At 31.8% G+C, this 17,178-nt stretch carries 11 protein-coding genes and 4 pseudogenes; 10 read left to right on the top strand and 5 right to left on the bottom strand.

Translation table 11 applies throughout. From position 1 onward, the window contains the following. Positions 1-12 precede the first annotated feature (12 nt). The gene (locus DK405_RS12145) at positions 13-1,158 is read left to right on the top strand and encodes a tetratricopeptide repeat protein (protein ID WP_064612862.1); all 1,146 of its coding nucleotides are present in this window, start codon (positions 13-15) and stop codon (positions 1,156-1,158) included. Between the two features lie 5 nt (positions 1,159-1,163). Further along, a pseudogene (locus DK405_RS12140) lies at positions 1,164-2,916 on the top strand (type IV secretion system DNA-binding domain-containing protein). Between the two features lie 9 nt (positions 2,917-2,925). On the opposite strand, the gene DK405_RS12135 reads toward DK405_RS12140, so the two are convergent. The 5 genes and pseudogenes from DK405_RS12135 to DK405_RS16350 form a co-directional block, all read right to left on the bottom strand. Continuing rightward, positions 2,926-3,837 carry an Rpn family recombination-promoting nuclease/putative transposase gene (locus DK405_RS12135; RefSeq protein WP_064612864.1) on the bottom strand — a complete coding sequence of 304 codons (912 nt, stop codon included), beginning with the start codon at positions 3,835-3,837 and terminating at the stop codon, positions 2,926-2,928. A gap of 51 nt (positions 3,838-3,888) precedes the next feature. After that, entirely contained in the window at positions 3,889-4,440 is a 552-nt protein-coding gene (locus DK405_RS15945) for a hypothetical protein (protein WP_410522038.1), read from the bottom strand. Between the two features lie 13 nt (positions 4,441-4,453). Further along, on the bottom strand, positions 4,454-5,965 hold the full coding sequence (locus DK405_RS15940) for a toprim domain-containing protein (protein ID WP_410522025.1): 1,512 nt from the start codon (positions 5,963-5,965) through the stop codon (positions 4,454-4,456). A 118-nt stretch (positions 5,966-6,083) separates the two neighbouring features. Continuing rightward, positions 6,084-6,746, bottom strand: a pseudogene (locus tag DK405_RS16355) (conjugal transfer protein TraA); the annotation flags it as partial. Positions 6,747-6,989: 243 nt separating this feature from the next. Further along, positions 6,990-8,528, bottom strand: a pseudogene (locus DK405_RS16350) (AAA family ATPase); the annotation flags it as partial. Between the two features lie 321 nt (positions 8,529-8,849). Between DK405_RS16350 and DK405_RS15255 the strand changes: the two are divergent. From DK405_RS15255 to DK405_RS12095, 8 genes and pseudogenes are all read left to right on the top strand, one after another. Continuing rightward, positions 8,850-8,975, top strand: a complete 126-nt coding sequence (locus tag DK405_RS15255; RefSeq protein ID WP_269459331.1) for a hypothetical protein — start codon at positions 8,850-8,852, stop codon at positions 8,973-8,975. A gap of 235 nt (positions 8,976-9,210) precedes the next feature. Beyond that, positions 9,211-10,446: a group II intron reverse transcriptase/maturase gene (gene ltrA, locus DK405_RS12120; protein ID WP_197709764.1), complete on the top strand. Its 1,236-nt coding sequence runs from the start codon at positions 9,211-9,213 to the stop codon at positions 10,444-10,446. A 102-nt stretch (positions 10,447-10,548) separates the two neighbouring features. Then, positions 10,549-10,926 (top strand): HNH endonuclease, encoded by a 378-nt coding sequence (locus tag DK405_RS13410; protein ID WP_052691740.1) that lies wholly within the window; start codon positions 10,549-10,551, stop codon positions 10,924-10,926. A 209-nt stretch (positions 10,927-11,135) separates the two neighbouring features. Then, positions 11,136-11,591 (top strand): annotated as a pseudogene (locus tag DK405_RS12115) (conjugal transfer protein TraD). A gap of 418 nt (positions 11,592-12,009) precedes the next feature. Further along, complete coding sequence (locus DK405_RS12110; RefSeq protein WP_045913028.1) at positions 12,010-13,404, top strand: DEAD/DEAH box helicase; 1,395 nt, start codon at positions 12,010-12,012, stop codon at positions 13,402-13,404. A 49-nt stretch (positions 13,405-13,453) separates the two neighbouring features. Beyond that, positions 13,454-15,169: a methyltransferase domain-containing protein gene (locus DK405_RS12105; protein WP_064612827.1), complete on the top strand. Its 1,716-nt coding sequence runs from the start codon at positions 13,454-13,456 to the stop codon at positions 15,167-15,169. Between the two features lie 393 nt (positions 15,170-15,562). Next, positions 15,563-16,702: a tyrosine-type recombinase/integrase gene (locus DK405_RS12100; protein WP_064612828.1), complete on the top strand. Its 1,140-nt coding sequence runs from the start codon at positions 15,563-15,565 to the stop codon at positions 16,700-16,702. Between the two features lie 2 nt (positions 16,703-16,704). After that, complete coding sequence (locus tag DK405_RS12095) at positions 16,705-17,175, top strand: peroxiredoxin (protein WP_064612829.1); 471 nt, start codon at positions 16,705-16,707, stop codon at positions 17,173-17,175. Positions 17,176-17,178: the final 3 nt, after the last annotated feature.

The following is a 17,178-nucleotide window of genomic DNA, read 5'->3' as shown; positions in this document are numbered from 1 at the left end:
TATATTGAATTTATGAAAAATATATATAAATTAGCTATAACACTAATTTTACCGCTAATACTTTTAAGTACAGCTATTGCAGCAGAAGAAAACAAGCTAATTCAACAAAATAGCATTAAAAACGAAAATGTTTTAGCTAAAGAATATTCGAATATTGGAAGTTCTTTTTTAAGGCTAAAAAAATATCATGAAGCAATAGAAAATTTTAATATAGCTATTAAGTATGACCCAAGTTATGCGTCAGCATATAATAGTAAAGGAATAGCTTTAGATGATCTGGGAAAGCTATTAGAAGCCGTAGAAAATTATAATTTAGCTATTAAGCACAAACCTGATTTTGCAGAAGCTTACAATAACAAAGGAGCATCGTATGAAAAATTAGGAAAAGATAAAGAAGCTATAATATTTTATGATCTAGCAATTAAATATAAACCTAATTTTGCAAAAGCTTATAACAATAAAGGGGCTTATTTGAACAACTTAGGACAGTATGAAGAAGCAATGGAAAACTTTGATATTGCTATTAAGCATAATCCTAGTTATCCAGAAGCTTATTATAACAAAGGTACAGTATTAATGCATTTAATGCAACTTCATGATGCTATTGAAAACTATAATCTTGCCATTAAATATAAGCCAGATTACTCAGAAGCATATAATAATAAAGGGCTAGTACAGATATTTTTGGGTCAATTTTCAGAATCGATAGAAAATTTTAACTTAGCTATTAAGTATGATTCTAATGATGCAACAGCATACCATAACAAAGGTTATGTGCTAAGTATGTTAAAAAGATATCCAGAAGCAATAAAAAGCTGCAATCTAGCAATTAAATACAATCCGAATTGTGCAGAGGCTTACTACCGTAAAGGAATGATTCTTGAGAAATTAGGAAAACATCAAGAAGCAGTAGAAAATCTTGATATAGCTATTAAACATAAACCTAATTTTGCTGAAAATTATCTTGAAAAAGGAATTTCATTAGTAAGTTTAGGACAATACTCAAAGGCTAAGGAGAATTTTAACTTAGCTATTAAATATATGCCTAATCTTATAGAAGAATATGAACTAACAATTAAAAAGTTAACAGAATTGAAGAATTTTACTGGAGTAAAAGAGTATGAGCAAAAACTACAGATATTGAAAAAATACTCTTGAGATAGATGAATTTTCAGAATCAAGGAAATTTCACAAGGATCGCAGTTATTTGCTCATAAGTTAAGAATGTTTGGGCAAGGTAGTACCAACGTTTTTATAATTGGGTTAGGATTATCGATATTCTGGATTATATGTCGATTATATCAAAAAGTTTTTCTGAGCAGCTTGTATTATTTTGCAATTGAAAGATATGTACAGCTTAAGTTAGCAATTGGTGAGCATTTTTATGATATCGATCAAATAGGCATTAAGTTTTATAGTTTAAGGTTTAAAAAATGGATGCACCTCAATGCTCAAGACTTTTTGCATGAGTTTTATACAGGCAAACATGGATTTAAAATACAGCAATTATGGGAATTCTTAATCAATTCAGCATTGTTAGAAGGATTAATTGTTTTTACTATTGGTGTGATAATCTCAATTGTTTTCTTTACAGCTCAAGGTAAAAAAACGATTATTAAGGCCAAAATTAGAGGTGCTGATTTTGTAGGATACAAATGCTTAGCCAAAATGCTAAAAAGAGCTAAAAAGGCCTCTAAAATCCGTTTTGGAGGCTTGCCATTAGTAAAGAATAGTGAAAGGCTACACATTCTGATTACTGGAACAACAGGTACTGGTAAAACTAATATGCTTAACGAACTGCTACCACAAATTCGATTACACAAAGATCGAGCAATAATTGTAGATACAACTGGAGCTTTTACTGATAGATTTTTTGACCCTAAATGTGATAAACTGCTTAATCCTTTGGAAAAAAATAGTGAGCAATGGTTGCCTTGGAATGATTGTTTTGAAGCAGCTGATTTTCATGATATAGCGAGTAGTTTTAGTAATTATACTCCTAAACTTGATGACTTTTTTGCTAAAAATGCTGAATTAGTCTTGTCTGAAGCATTGAAGCTATATAAGGATGATAAAGATATCATAAAACTAATTCATACAATCATTTACTCTGATAATAGACAATTTGCAAAAGCTTTTAGAAGCACTGCCGTATCAGGTATTATAAGCGAAAGCGCGCTCGAGACTTCTGCAGGAATTCAATCTACGCTTGGAAAGAATATTACTTCGCTACAATATTTAAAGCCTGGAGGTAGTTTTAGCATAAAAGAATGGTTTAGTAATTCTGATGAAACTAGCTGGCTATTTATCACAGCTAACCCAAATCAAAGAGCTACTTTATGCCCACTTATTTCAGCATGGATAAGCATAGCTATCAAGGCTTTGATGTGTAGAAATCCTAATCATGATAACAAAAACATGTGGTTTATACTCGATGAATTGCCAGCTCTACAAAAAGTTTCGTCTTTACCAGTTGCTTTAGCTGAAAGTAGAAAGTATGGAGGCTGCTTTGTTGCTGGATTGCAGAACATTCATCAATTAGAAGCAATATATGGAGCTGCTGAATGTGCTTCTATGCTGGATTTGTTTAATAGTAAATTTATTTTTCGAGTTAGTGATCAGGCTACGGCTTATAAATCAGCATTAACACTAGGTGAGCAAGAAATTATTGAAACTCAAGAAAACTTGTCATATGGATCAAATACTATGCGAGATGGAGTAAATATGAATAATGTTGAGCGTAAAAAGATTTTAGTTATGCCATCTGAAATTATGAACCTACCAGACCTTACATGTTATGTAAAGCTTGCCGGTAACTTTCCCATCACAAAACTAACTATGCAGCTACAAAACTTAAATACAGCTTTTGTTTGTGAATATAAATTGCTCAAAAAACTTAAGTTAGTAGAGTATTAATTCGAAAAATTAATACTCTATGTTATTTTTTAAATTAATCACTTCTTCTTTTGACAATCCAGTATTTTCAGAAATAAATTCAACTGAAAAGCCAGCTTTTAATAAGTTCATTGCAAGCTCTTGTGCAGCTTCAGCTCTGCCTTCAGCTCTGCCTTCATCAATATATTTTGCAGCAATAGTTCTCATAATATTACCTTTTTCTTCTTCAGATAAATACTTAGCCAGAACCTGCTCTAATTCTGGTTGCTGACTCTCTAGTAATTTAGTATCAGTATACCATAAAAATGATCGTAGGTAAATATAGCCTTTTTCTTTGTCAAGTATTAAAACATGTTTGAACTTTATTAGAAACTCTTCCCAAAGCTTTAACATATCTCGTTGATGAATGTGCTTTAGCATATATTCGAGCATTCCGATATGCTTTTTCCTAACAATTTCATCATTCGACATACTTTGCAAATCGACTAATTGATAGTCAGAAGTCATTAATTGCTTAGCTATCATTGAATCTGTAAATAAATTCCACAAATTCCTAGGTGCGTTGTAGACTTTTTTGCCGTTGTAGATCACTAAATTATACACTAATGGTAATTTAGCTTTTTCTTTCTTATGCCTTTCGCACAATAACAATGTGTATCTCCATAACCGCAGAGCTGTCCAATAATCGACGGTTGATTGAGCTTCAATTAATATATAAATAAAAGCATTGCCATGTTTTTTGGTGGCAACTCTATAGACGATATCGCTGTATTTTTTCTTTAACGATTCTTCTATATAACTCTCTTGCTCTACTTTTATTTGTGATAAATCTATTAAACTCTTGAAATTCATTGGTAAATAATACTCTAGAAATTCTTGTGCAGCCACTGGATCACTCATGATTGTCTTTGCCAATGAATCATGCTTTAATTTTTTTGTCATATTTTTTTACTCTATAGTTTTTTAAATAAAAAATGCTGTGTCATACTCTGCCTAGTGTTTCAGACATAATCCTGGTTGTATATTAGTTTGTATTGATTCAATTTTTTCATTAAGTTTTCTTATTTCAGGGCTGATAATATTTCTAACAGCATATAATCCTTGAGTTTTTAATACATTATTGAAGTCATTTTTGACTGTGCAGACTACTGCTCCCTTATCCTCCAGAACTTTTTCAGCTTTTTCAGTATTTACGTCATTTTTAACTGCTAGAATGATCTTTTCTTTTGGGCTAGGATTATAGTTTTGCAAATTTTCGGCTTCAATTGCACATAAGATTTTTCCTTCAACTCCAGCTTGTTGAATGGTTAACGCTGTTTCAATATCCTTTGTAATGATTGTTACAGGTGAGTATTTTGAATTCTGTTGAGCAATTTCAGCAAATGACCCACTAATTGTACCAACAGATTTTTCAGCTACATCAGCTTTATTACATGTTTTTGAATTCAGAGCTAATATCTTAGCTCCAGTAATTTCATCTTTGTCATTTTTAACAAAAATAGTGAGTGCAGGCCAGGATTTTTGAGTCTCTTCATCAAAAACCATATTTGCCCTTAAATTATGAATTATTAAAGATTTTTGAACTATAAATTCCTGTATGGTTTTCTGAATATTTATTAACTACTATTGCTTCCACCTTAGCTTCCTCTTCTTGTTTAAAGTAGTATAGAGATGACGATTTATTATACAATTCTTTAACATTCGTAATATCATTTTGTTTTGCTATACTATTATTTTCTGTTTGAGTAAGTTTGGTTGTTTCAACTGCCTTAGTCAGTTTAGTAATTTCAGGTTCTATAATGTCTCTAATTGACTGCTCTCCACAACTTTGCAACAGATTATTAAAATCACCATTTTCTGGTGGTTTGACTATACAAGTTATCGCTCCCTTCATTTCTAACGTTTTTGCAGCTTTAATTACAGTATTATTAGTTATAGGATTTTTGCTATCATTATCTGCTGCAATGATGATTTTTTCACCAGGAAATGGTGAATAATTTCTCAAATTCGAAATTCCTGCACTAGCAATGATATTACCTTTAATGCCTGATTGCTGCAAGCTCAATGCTGTTTCAGCGCCTTCTGCTATAATTGTTATATTAGGGTCATTCGCATTTCGCTTTGCGATTGTTATGAACGATCCTCTGATTTTACCGAAAGATCTTCTGTTAATTGAAATATTCGCCTTATCTCCTGCCGAATTTAGATATACGGCCTGTACTCCGGTAATTTCTCCTTTTGAATTTCTTGCAAATGCTGTAAATGCTGGATAATTTTCTCTCGTTTGAGTATCAAACAGTATACTTGCTTTTAAGTCTGAACTTGCAGTGCTTTTGTCAAAAGTAATACCACGATTTTCAAGATACTTTTTTACTACTTCTGCATGTGGGTTCTTATCTATATCATAACCATGTATCTTACTTGATAGTTCATACAAGTTTTGAACTTTTGCGATTTTAACACTTTCAGATTGTTGAGTGTATTGTTGAGAATCGTCAGTCTTAGGCGGTCTCTGATACCGTTGACTAATATTAGACATTCCAACCATACTTTTCAAATATTCCTTTGCCTCAAAAAAGCTGTATCCTCTTTCTCTTTGAGCCAGGGATAATAAATCACCCTTTTGTCCTGTACTAAAGTCATACCATTTTCCAGCGTACTTGTCCTCGGTGGTTACTTGTATTTTGCCAGTGTCTCCCCAACGTAATCGTCCGTGTCTAGATAGGCGCTGATTTGGATCTCCAAGAATATCACGAGCTATAGTGTCAGCTCTATAAGCTATTGCATCCCTCAATTTTTGTAGGTCTTCCTCGCTATTTGAATAATAATCGTTTTTTCTATAGTTTTGAGCAGATTGATATTGCCTTACTTCATTTGCTTGAACATCATTATTCTCCTCTTTTGAATTGATAGAGTCTGTCTTAGCTGTGCTAAGCTGCTCTATTAGGTTAGCAACATTTTTTGTAGCTTGCACATTGTAGTACAGCCGTACTTGCTCTGCATTCCCTATCATGCTTATGTTAGAACTTTCTATTCCTACACCATTATTATGAAGAACATATATAGTCATTATTATCTTAGCAGTGCATAATGCAAATTACAAACATCACTGTGAGCTGTTATGTATAGCTCATTTTGTAATTCGCCCTGTGAATGAATAGCTTACATTCAATTTCAAATCTTCAGCACTACCGTCTAACTCCAATTTTTGGAGCTATGTTAGTTTTCACCACTTGTTCAGACTCTGTTTTTACGTTCTGAGTATTAATTAACTTCATGATTTCAGGTATCATAAGCTCCTTAACAGCTACGGCTCCTTTATTTTTTAGCATGTCGTTAAAATCTTCACCTTCTGAATGAATTACGATGCTAGTAATTGCTCCTTTGCTTGTCAGTACTTTTACAGCCTCGTTTATAGTGCTTACATATTCTTTATTTTGTTTATCATTATTTGCAGCTATAAGAATCTTTTCTCCTTGAAATGGCTGATAATACTTTAAATTATTTACATTTGAGCTATATACCATTCTGCTATCAATGCCAGCTTCCTGAAAACTTGATATCGTTTTTCCTTCTGCTGACAGAATGGTTACATCATAATCATACTGTCTTTGTTCTTTGATTTGCATAAACAATGGAGTAGAAATATCTTTGAATGGATATTGCTTTATGCTATTCTCTTGCTGGACTTTTTCTACTTTAGCTTCTTGCTCTGGTTTAACGGTAAAATGATAATATTCTTCATTCACATGAGATCTATCATTGATATCATTGATTATAGACTTAAACCAGTTTTCAACTTTACTAAAAACTTTACTAAAAACAGTTGTCTTTGTCCGTTCTTTCTCCAATATTGAACGCCTATATTCTGTGCCTTTTAGCGTACCATTTGCTTTTAACAAAGACCTAATACTTGAATTAAGAATGTCGACATCTTTATTACGTACTGTAATTACCAATTTTTCATGTGGTTTAAATTTGCTTAGACTCCAGTTGTATATTAACTTACTCATTGAGTCCTGCAACGTATTATCAAACCTAACGCAGTTATTTTGCCTCAGTAAGGTTATACCGCTTAAAATATTACTCTCAGCAAACTCCATTGCTGCTTCTCTGCTCCAGTTTTCACTTTGTCTTCGAATATTTACTAAAACATGTGAACCAAAAATATTACTCAGCATCTCAAACATTCCGCCTCTTTCTATTGAAGCTAACTGTTTTTCATCCCCAGCAAGTATCAGTTGACAATTATTGTTTCTAACTACTCTAAACAGCTCTGCATAAGCTTTAGTACCTACCATTCCAGCTTCATCTACTACTATTAAGCTGTCTTGCATAAAAATTTTTTTTCGATTATATAAAAATCCTTTTACTGTATAGACCTCTGTATAACCTTTGCTCCTCAGCTCTGATACTGCCTTATGAGTAGGAGCAATACCAATAACTTTTTGTCCACGATTTGTTGCGAGCTTATGCGCTTTTGCTAAAACATAAGATTTTCCTGTACCAGCTCTTCCTCTCAAGACTCTAACTCCACTAGTGCTAAGCAAAATATGCCTTAGCGCTTGTTTCTGTTCCTCACTAACATTTGCTAGACCTTCGATATCACTTTTAAGATTGTAAATGTTGTTGTAATAAACCTGATCATTGATTTTATTAGCTATTCTGATTATTCTCGTCTCCTCATTTCGAACCTCAATTGTCGTAAAATATTTGCTACTTTCACCATCATCATGGTATAACTCTAGTATTCTATTTGAACTAAGCACTTGCTGAACTAACTGTTCTCTTGCTGTTGGATCTGGTATATCTTTTACTGCTTTTTCAACATCCTGCTTAGTAAAAATAGATTTGTAATGTGTTATAGAATCTGTTATTACGTCAGCATCATTAATAATCTTCAAATGAGCCTCTTTACGTAACTCATTTTCATTTAATACTTCATTAATAAAATTCCTAATTCTACGAGGTCCAATATGCTTTCCAGGTACTTTGCTTGTCTCGTCAACTCTATATGGCAAGCCTAATTCAGCGAAATATGCATTAGTTTCTTCTTTTGCTATTTCATGAATCATCTTGGAATCTTTAATAACAACCTTTTTGCCATTAACTGTTATGATTTTTGGGTTTAAATCTACTGCTCTATCTCCTAAACCAGTTCCATCTTTTCTAAATCTTCTCATAGTGAGCAATATATGTGCATGCCAGTTTTTATCTCCTATTTGAGGCTTATGAATGTCTATCTGTACTCCAAGACCATTTTGCACCCATTCCATTGCATCAACTATTCGATGAGTTAGTTCTATTCTATGCTCTAAATTTAGCTCCTTCTCATCTGGCAACGCTATTACGATATCCTTCAACAACTGGCTGTTTGGGTCTTTTGCGGTTCGTTCTACCTCATTCATTAATGTTTGAATATTCTTGAATTCTTGTTTTACATAATCCGGTATCAGCACTGTATGATATACGTTATCTTTCTTACGAGAGAAGTTATACCTTATACCTGTTTGCTTATTTTTAACAATAGTTCTTGCATTATACGCTGCCTTACGACAACTATCACCTCCTGTACTTCTACTTAAAAATTCAACCCTTGTAAACTGTATAGCTATCTCAATACCAATTCTCACCTGAGTTTTAAGTTAGCATGGTTTTTTTGATTTTGCTAGCACAAACTTCTTTTTTTTTAACATTCAATCGGTTAATGAGTACTCATTTTTTAGCAGCAATCTTTATCGATTGCATATTGCGTAGTGCGACATGAGGTCGCTCAAACAGAGACTACAGAAATGTAGCAAGGTTGCATTTAAACCTTAGTTACCGCTATTGCGGTGCGAGATTGGTAACGGTCTTGTACTAAGCGCGATAGAAAGCCTAACTAAAGTACTAATCTGGATGGGAAATAGGGGCAAGGTAAAGTTAAAATTGGTTAAACGAAAGTGAATCTTCGTATGGAAAATATCGTCAATGCAGAAGCAGATACTCCAGATAAATTCTGTTATAAGGATAAAGCTGAAAAGCTTAGCTGTAAGAAGGAATACGCAGCCTTCTTTAAAAATGCCAGCTCCTCGGTATAAAGAAGATAACCAACTTAACGTCTCTCTGATGAGTGAAACATGGTAAGCCTATTATTAGGCAACTGATAGTAGGTAAGAGAGGTCTTAGAAAGCAAATGACACTAAGTCGAAAGACTACAGAAATTAATAACTGAGTGTATAGGCATTTATATGCTAATCAGAAATGATGCTAACTTAAGACTGGTGATTTACCCTAAATAGGTAAACAAGATTATGAATTAATTGGAAAAGTTGGATGCTAAACGCAAATGTAACAATTGAGACTAAAGATAATTTCAAGAAAATCTATTGGCATTCAATAGACTGGAAAGAAATTATACAAAAGGTTAATAATCTTCGTAGACGTATTTATAGGGCATCTGCAAATGGTAATATGAAGTTAGTACGTAACTTACAAAGATTGATGTTAAAATCAAGAGCAAATAGGTTACTTGCTATAAGACGTGTTACTCAAATCAACAAAGGACGAAAAAGTCCTGGAATTGATAAAATAGTTGTTAAGACAGATAAAGAAAGGAGTCTGTTGATGGAAAAGTTAGCAGATAATAATCTATCATCTGTAAAACCGATTAAGCGTGTATACATACCAAAAAGTAATGGCGAATCTAGACCTTTAGGCTTGCCAACTATTGTGGATAGGTGTAGACAGGCTGTTGTAAAATCAGCACTTGAACCATATTGGGAAGCTAAGTTTGAAGGTTGCAGCTATGGCTTTAGACCTGGACGTAGCGCTCACGATGCAATACAGAGAATATCTGGTATTATTCGACATGGAACCAATAGAAATTGGATATTAGATGCTGATATTAAAGGAGCATTTGATAATATTGATCATAATTTTCTTTTGAAAATTATAGGAAATTTCCCTGCTCGTAATTGGATTCAAGCATGGCTTAAATCTGGTGTAATGCAGGATTATCAAATTATCAAAACAACAGCTGGTACTCCACAAGGTGGATTAATTTCTCCATTACTTTTAAACATAACTCTTCATGGAATGAGTGATATACTTAATATTATCTATAATAAGTATGATCACCTATATTCTAAATCCGAATATGCTTTAGTGAGATACGCTGATGATTTTGTCGTTTGCGCTAAGTCAGAAAGCTCATGTATCAGAGCCAAAAGTATTATTAATGATTGGTTAAGTATTAGAGGCTTAGAATTGTCAAAGGAAAAAACCAGGATACTTCATATTAATGAAGGTTTTGATTTCCTTGGATTTAATATTCGACAATATAAAACCAATAGTACAAGAAGAGGTGTAGCTCTACTAGTTAAACCGTCTAAAGACTCTATAAAGTCGTTTAAAAAACGAATGTCAATAGAATGGAAAAAAAGTTTCTCATGGAATATTGATAGAATAATTGATAATCTAAATTCTAAAATATTTGGATGGTGCAGTTATTTCAACAAAGTTGTGTCCAAGAAAATTTTTTCCAATTTAGACTGTTGGATGTGGATTTAGCAAGCAAGATTCGTATGTAGAAAACATCCTAAAAAATCCTGGGAATGGCTTAAGAAAAAGTATTGGGGTCGCATTAAAGGCAGAAATGATAATTGGGTCTTTATGAATAAAGATCTATATCTATGGAAATTACAATGGACAACGATTAAACGACATATTCTTGTTAAAGGTAAATCTTCTCCTGATAATTCAAAACTTAGAGAATATTGGCATAAACGTCAGGCTGATAGCCCTAAGTATTTGTTTAAATCTAGGCAGATTCTTTGGCGTAGACAAAAGGGTAAATGTCTTGTTTGTTTTGATTTAATAGATAATGGTGAAAGTGTTCATGTACATCATATAACACCTATAAGATGTGGTGGCACTGACCATATTAACAATTTGTGCTTATTGCATGAAAACTGCCATCGACAAGTACACAGTAATCGCGGACAACTTATTGCAGCTGTTTGTAAATTGCTTGAGCCGTATGCGGAGTAATTCGCTTGTACGGTTCTTTGGGAGGAAAAGCGCTTCTGCGCTTACCTACCCGCTTAAGCTTATTCTTTAATGAAGCTTCTAACCTTGAATTCACGTTTTTTTGACTATAATTATTTGATGTTGGTTTGGTAGGCGCGGTTTTTTTTCTTTACTGGAATTTTATTTTGATATATTCTTGCCTGATTTTTTTATCTTTCTGAATTACTAACATGGCAAATCTTATGCAGAAAAAAATTACTCTTCAACAAAAAAAGGCTAGGCTAATCATGGATGAGGTTAACCTTAAAATTAAAGAACGTAAAATGCGTACTCGACGTCTTATCGAAATGGGTGGATTAGTTGCTAAAGCTAAGCTTGATCACTTACCAACAAATACTTTATTTGGTGCAATTGTTTCACTAAAAGAAACTTTAACACAACATCCAAATGTTCAGGATCATTGGACTACAATAGGTAAAGATATTTTTGATAAAGAGCAGCAAAATAAAGCGGCTGTGATTTTAAAATTTGCCTCTGAACCAGACGAAAACACTAAGCGCCACATTCGCCTTCATGGCTTAAAATGAAACAGTTTTCGTCAAGAATGGTGCGGCCATGTTAAGGACATTGAGGCCTTAAAGAATGGCCTTCTCAATGTTCAGTACAAACTAGAGCTTGTATCTTAGATTTTAAAAATATTTAATGATAGGAAGTTATCAGGAAAGCGTAATTTGAGAATCTGTACGTTATGTTTGATTACAATGGAAATGTGTATAAAAAACACAGTGCCTTTGCTTAACTATACCTTTTATAGGAAATAGCTCTAGTACCTACTACTTGTTAATATACAACCAAAAACGAAATAATAGAGTAGTTGACAATATTTTATAAATAGTGTTACGGTTAACTAATAGCAATCAAATTAGGTGATTATTAATGAGTATTGTTAGTTATATAGTAACAAATCTAAAGCAGAATCAATACTAATGAAGCATGCCAAGCCTTTCAATTAGTATTTAGTAGCAATTTTACTTCTTTTGACTGTAACGTTACTATAACTAAATAATACCATCAGTAATTTAGCACTCTAACTAAAGGTATGATATGAATACTGATGATGGAATGTTACCATTAAGTGATGATGAATTCAGTTCGCTGAAGAATATTAATCCTCAAGAGTTAGATAAAGATTTAAGTTTAGATGAGATAATACAAGAAATATTAAATAGTAATTCTGGTAAAATTCATGATTTAGCAACTAGAGGAATTTTAAAAGATAAGTTTAAAAGGGGAGAAGAAGCTTATAACCATGATTCAAAAGTGTGTCCTCAAGGAAAAAAGATTAACTCTTGGAGTGAGAATGATATAAAAAACTGGTCAAAAGAAATAAGAGAATCTAAGTTATTATCTCAAAACTTTTTGGAAGAAGCTATTGCGATAGTAAAAAGAGCAAACATACATCATTGCAATAATATACCAAGGATTACACAAATTTTATCAGTTTTAATATTTGAGTCATTACAAGATACAGGAACATTATTACAAATAGGTACTGGAGAAGGAAAATCTACAACTTGTGCAATGCTAGCAGCTATCAAGGCATTACAAGGAAATAAAGTTGATATAGTTACTACTTCTTCAGTTTTAGCACAAAGAGATGCAAATGAAAAAGAAGGCTTTTTTAATATACTAGGTCTAAGTTGTGGTTCGAATGTTGAAGATCCATTTGATGGACAAGAAAAGATATGCTACTCAAAAGACATAGTCTATGGTCCAATACATGAATTTCAGTTCGATTGGTTAAGGCATGAACATAAGAAATATGGTACACGAGGTGATAGAGAATTTGGAGTAGTAATTGTAGACGAAGTGGATAGCATGCTAATTGACGAACTTGATCAAACAGCTAGATTGGCTCGATCTGTGCCTGGAATGGAGCATATAGCACCTATATTATGCGGAGTAGCAAGTGAATTATCTAATTTAAATAAAAAAATAATACAGCAAGGCGATAAAACAATATATATAAATGGAGAGTTCGAATATAAAGATGGAGAACTAATTTTAGGAAAAGATAGTAGTGAATATTATATCAGTGATCACTATGCTTTTGTTATTGGAATTTTAAAGGATCTGATTCAAGAGATGGTTACTGGAGGTGAACTGCAAGTACCTAATTTCTTAAAAGATTTTATTCTATATCAGTCGGAAGTTATTGCATCTTCAGCATTTCAAGCACAGTTTTTCAAAGAGAATGAAGATTATATAATTGCTAAGAGAGATAATGATAATTTAGATATTATTCCAGTTGATTATGTAAGTACAGGAATAATAAGATCAAATTGCCATTGGACTGATTATTTACATCAGTTTCTACAGATAAAACATGGGTTAAAACTAACATCAGAAAATTTAGTCACAAGTTTTATTTCTAATTTAGGATATTTCAAACATTATGGGCAAAAGTTATATGGTATGAACAGGTACCATTGGGTCTGATTCTGCTCAAGAACTAGTACGTTCTGTATATGGAGTAAATATTGGGTTTATGCCAACTTATAAACCAAAACAATTTGAAGAAATTGATGGAGATATACAAAACAATGAAACAACATGGCATGGTAGAATAACAAGTAGCATACTTGATGAAGTTGAAAAAGGAAGAGCTGTACTTATTATTTGTGCAACAATCAAAGATGCGATAGAGATTCGTGAACGCTTCATTTCAGTTGTTGGCTATGATTCAGATAAAGTAAGATTATATTCTCGAAATGATAATTATGAGTATTTAGCAGTCAAAGATGAAGTGAATTCAGGAGATGTAATAGTTGCTTTTTTGCCTGAAAATTTGAGAGTAGAAGAACAAGCATTTGGTAGAACTGCAAGACAGGGAGCAAAAGGTACAGCACAACTAATAATATCTGAACCGAATGTTGCTCATAAATTCGAGCTAAAATCATATTCATATAATAGCATAAATGAATTTAAAGTATTGAGAAACTGTAAGGAGTATATCAAAACACAAGAGACCAAATTATATGTGGTAGAAAAAATAAAATTACGAGATTTATTATTTGAGGAGTATTTAAAGATTGAGTGCAATGTGCGTAATGCAATACAAAATCGGTGGCAAGTTTCGCAATTAGAAGACATTTGGGGAATAGAGTTAACCAAACTAGGAAATTTAGTATATAAGAATCATAAAGCACAAAAAGGATTACAAGATATAGCTTCAAAGTTTGGATTTATAGTGTCTAAAGAAAATGTATCATCATTAAACAGTTTATATAGAACTGTCAATACAGCATTAGGCAGAACTATTACTGATGAACATCTGCAATTATTAACAATAGGTTATTTTTTAGACAGAAATTATGTACAAAACTCTATTTCAAGAGATGAGATTAAAAGTAATGAGTTTTTCGATAAGCTTACTCAAGAATTTACAGATCAAGCAGCATTAAAGATTTTATCACTTATTAAGACTATAAACATAGTTTTGTTAAGAAGCGATAAAGAAGAGCCTGAGATTTATAGAGTAAAAGGTGCAAAAGGCACAATTTACATAGGATTAGAAGCTTCTAGTGAAATGCATTCAGATAAGTATAAATTTCTATTTAATGGGTCTGATACTACTGAAGATATTGAAAAATATTTAAATCAAGCTCTGGAAGAAGAAAGCATATATGCGCAAGAAAATCAAAACATCTTTCAGAGACAAGATGTAATGATACTACTAGATAGTATTATGAGATTTAAAGCAAGAGAAGCTGAGAATTGTAATAAAGCTAAGAAAGAGGTAGCACTTAATTTTTTTGGAGAATTTTTTGAACAAGTTGCAAAAGACAATAGTAAGTTCATGCAAAACCCTAACTACTTGGTTAGAGACGCAATAATAAGTGGGTATAAAGACAATGAATATAGCAAATCACTCAAGTTGCTTGATGAAGTATGTAATGTAGAACCACAATATTCATTATCAGCATGTTATAACAAAGCATATTTATTAATTAAAAATCATACATATCATAAAAATGATAGCTATATAGCAGAAGCAAGCAGTGGCTTATCATTGGTACAAGCACAAACAGCTAAGCTAAGCACTTGCTTAACACCAGAAGCGATAGTACATCAACTTGCATTGGCTATTGCTGAGTTGAATAAAATTCAAAATTTAAATCAAATTAAAAATTATGATGGAGGTAACTATAAAGAAGAAGCAATAAGTTACTTATCATTGGCACAAGAACAAATAGTTCTATGATTAACACTTTTTACAAAAAGTGAATTAATAGATAGCAGCAAAAAATAATGTCCTATTACCTGTAAAGTATATGAAACCTACTATTAATGTTTAATATATCGTTAGTTTAACAGTAGTTGAATTTATATTTTTTGTCAATGCAAGTATACATATTTAAAAAAAAATCAGAACATATACAGCACAAATACACCCTAAATGAGTATTAATTCGCGATTTTTCAACTAAAACTTAAAATTGCAATGCTGCCATAATCTATAGTTGAAGCAAAGATTTAAAAAATTATTTAATTTTTTTTATTGAATTATTACGAAAAAACTTGCTTTTTCAAAAAAAGCATACAACAGATTGTTTTTCTAATCTTAAATATTAATAGTTGAATAAAGGTGATTTATTATGGTAGTGATATTATATTTTACACAAATAGCTATAAGTAAAATAAAGCCCCCAAAAGAAAAAAGAGATGTATACAGAGATACTAAAGACAAAGGTTTATTTCTAGAAGTATTGTATGGCGGAACTAAAACATTTTATTTAGGGATAACAATTAAAGGAGTATATAGAAAAATTAAGTTAGGGAATTTTCCAAATATATCTGTTAATTATGCTAGAAAAAAAACGCTGATTTTAAAGGGACAAATTGCTAAAGGAATAGATCCTTTAAAAACAAAGAATGCATCAACATTGAAGGAGGTATATAATCTATATATTAATCATCGAAAACTCAAAGATAGTAGCAAAATTTTATACAAAGGCATTATGAATAAGTATTTAAAAAACTTGCACTATATTCATGTTTCTAATATTCGAAAAGAAGATATTTATAAGATATTTAATAATGCAAATAAAGGTGGTAAATATTCAGCAAACAAAACGCTTAAGTTAATAAAAGCAATATTGAACATAGCAGTAGAATTAGAATTAATAGAAAAAAATCCAGCTAATGGAATAAAAATTCATAAAATGCAAGCAAGAGATAGATATATAACTCTAGAAGAGATGCCAAGATTCTTAGCAGCAGTTGAAGAAGATAAGAATCCATACTTAAAATATTTTGTCTATATAAGTTTATATACTGCAGCTCGTAGAAATAATGTATTATCAATGCGTTGGGAAAATATAAGACTGGAAGAAGGAGTGTGGTATATACCAGAGACTAAGAATGGAGAATCGCAAACAGTGCCATTAATAAATTTACTAATAGAAAAATTAAAACAGTATCCATATTCATCAGAAAGTGAGTGGGTATTTCCTGGACAAAGAAGAAATAGCGGACATTTAACGAGCATAAATGTAGCATGGAAAAGAGTTTGTAAAAGAGCTGGATTAAAAAATTTAAGGATACACGATCTTAGAAGAACTGTTGGTAGTTGGATGGCAAAATTTGGAATATCAATGGCTATAATTACCAAATTGTTAAATCATAATGACCCTCAATCAACAAAAATTTATACACAACTTAATACAGATGTTGTACGAGATGCAATACAAAAATTTGCTAACGAAATTGCTAAGTGCACCAATTTACGAGACTAAACATGAAAAATTTAACAATTAATGATGATGCACCAGACTTTAATATGATTACTACCAGTAATTCAATTATAAATCTAGGTCATTATGAAGGTAAAAATTTAGTACTATACTTTTATCCAAAAGATAATACTCCTGGGTGTACAATTGAAGCACAGAAATTTAATGAAGCTATTTCTGAATTCAATAAATTAAACACGATAATTCTTAGTGTATCCAAAGATAATATTGCTTCACATCAAAAATTTAAAAATAAGCTCTGTTTAAAATTTGAGTTAGGATATGATGAAACTGGAAAGATATTTGAAGATTATGGAGTCTTAAAAGAAAAATCGATGTTTAAAAATACTTTTTTGGCAATTAGCCGTACTACATTTTTAATCAATCAGAAAGGGAAAATTGCTGCTATATGGCCAAAGGTTAACATAGCACAACATAGTGATGAAGTACTTAATATGGTAAAAAACACTATTTAAGAA

The sequence above is a fragment of the Orientia tsutsugamushi genome (genome assembly GCF_900327275.1).
In the GTDB taxonomy this organism is placed as follows: domain Bacteria; phylum Pseudomonadota; class Alphaproteobacteria; order Rickettsiales; family Rickettsiaceae; genus Orientia; species Orientia tsutsugamushi.
The sequence above is the reverse complement of the archived record's forward strand: the minus strand, read 5'-3'. Positions and strand labels throughout refer to the sequence as shown.

Bases quoted from the DNA above. Each gene is read 5' to 3' on its own strand.
- DK405_RS12095 (WP_064612829.1), top strand. From the start codon at position 16,705: ATGAAAAATTTAACAATTAATGATGATGCACCAGACTTTAATATGATT.
- DK405_RS12110 (WP_045913028.1), top strand. From the start codon at position 12,010: ATGAATACTGATGATGGAATGTTACCATTAAGTGATGATGAATTCAGT.
- DK405_RS12145 (WP_064612862.1), top strand. From the start codon at position 13: ATGAAAAATATATATAAATTAGCTATAACACTAATTTTACCGCTAATA.
- DK405_RS13410 (WP_052691740.1), top strand. From the start codon at position 10,549: ATGAATAAAGATCTATATCTATGGAAATTACAATGGACAACGATTAAA.
- DK405_RS15945 (WP_410522038.1), bottom strand. From the start codon at position 4,440: ATGGTTTTTGATGAAGAGACTCAAAAATCCTGGCCTGCACTCACTATT.
- DK405_RS12100 (WP_064612828.1), top strand. From the start codon at position 15,563: ATGGTAGTGATATTATATTTTACACAAATAGCTATAAGTAAAATAAAG.
- ltrA (WP_197709764.1), top strand. From the start codon at position 9,211: ATGCTAAACGCAAATGTAACAATTGAGACTAAAGATAATTTCAAGAAA.
- DK405_RS12135 (WP_064612864.1), bottom strand. From the start codon at position 3,837: ATGACAAAAAAATTAAAGCATGATTCATTGGCAAAGACAATCATGAGT.
- DK405_RS15940 (WP_410522025.1), bottom strand. From the start codon at position 5,965: ATGACTATATATGTTCTTCATAATAATGGTGTAGGAATAGAAAGTTCT.
- DK405_RS15255 (WP_269459331.1), top strand. From the start codon at position 8,850: ATGGAAAATATCGTCAATGCAGAAGCAGATACTCCAGATAAATTCTGT.
- DK405_RS12105 (WP_064612827.1), top strand. From the start codon at position 13,454: ATGCCAACTTATAAACCAAAACAATTTGAAGAAATTGATGGAGATATA.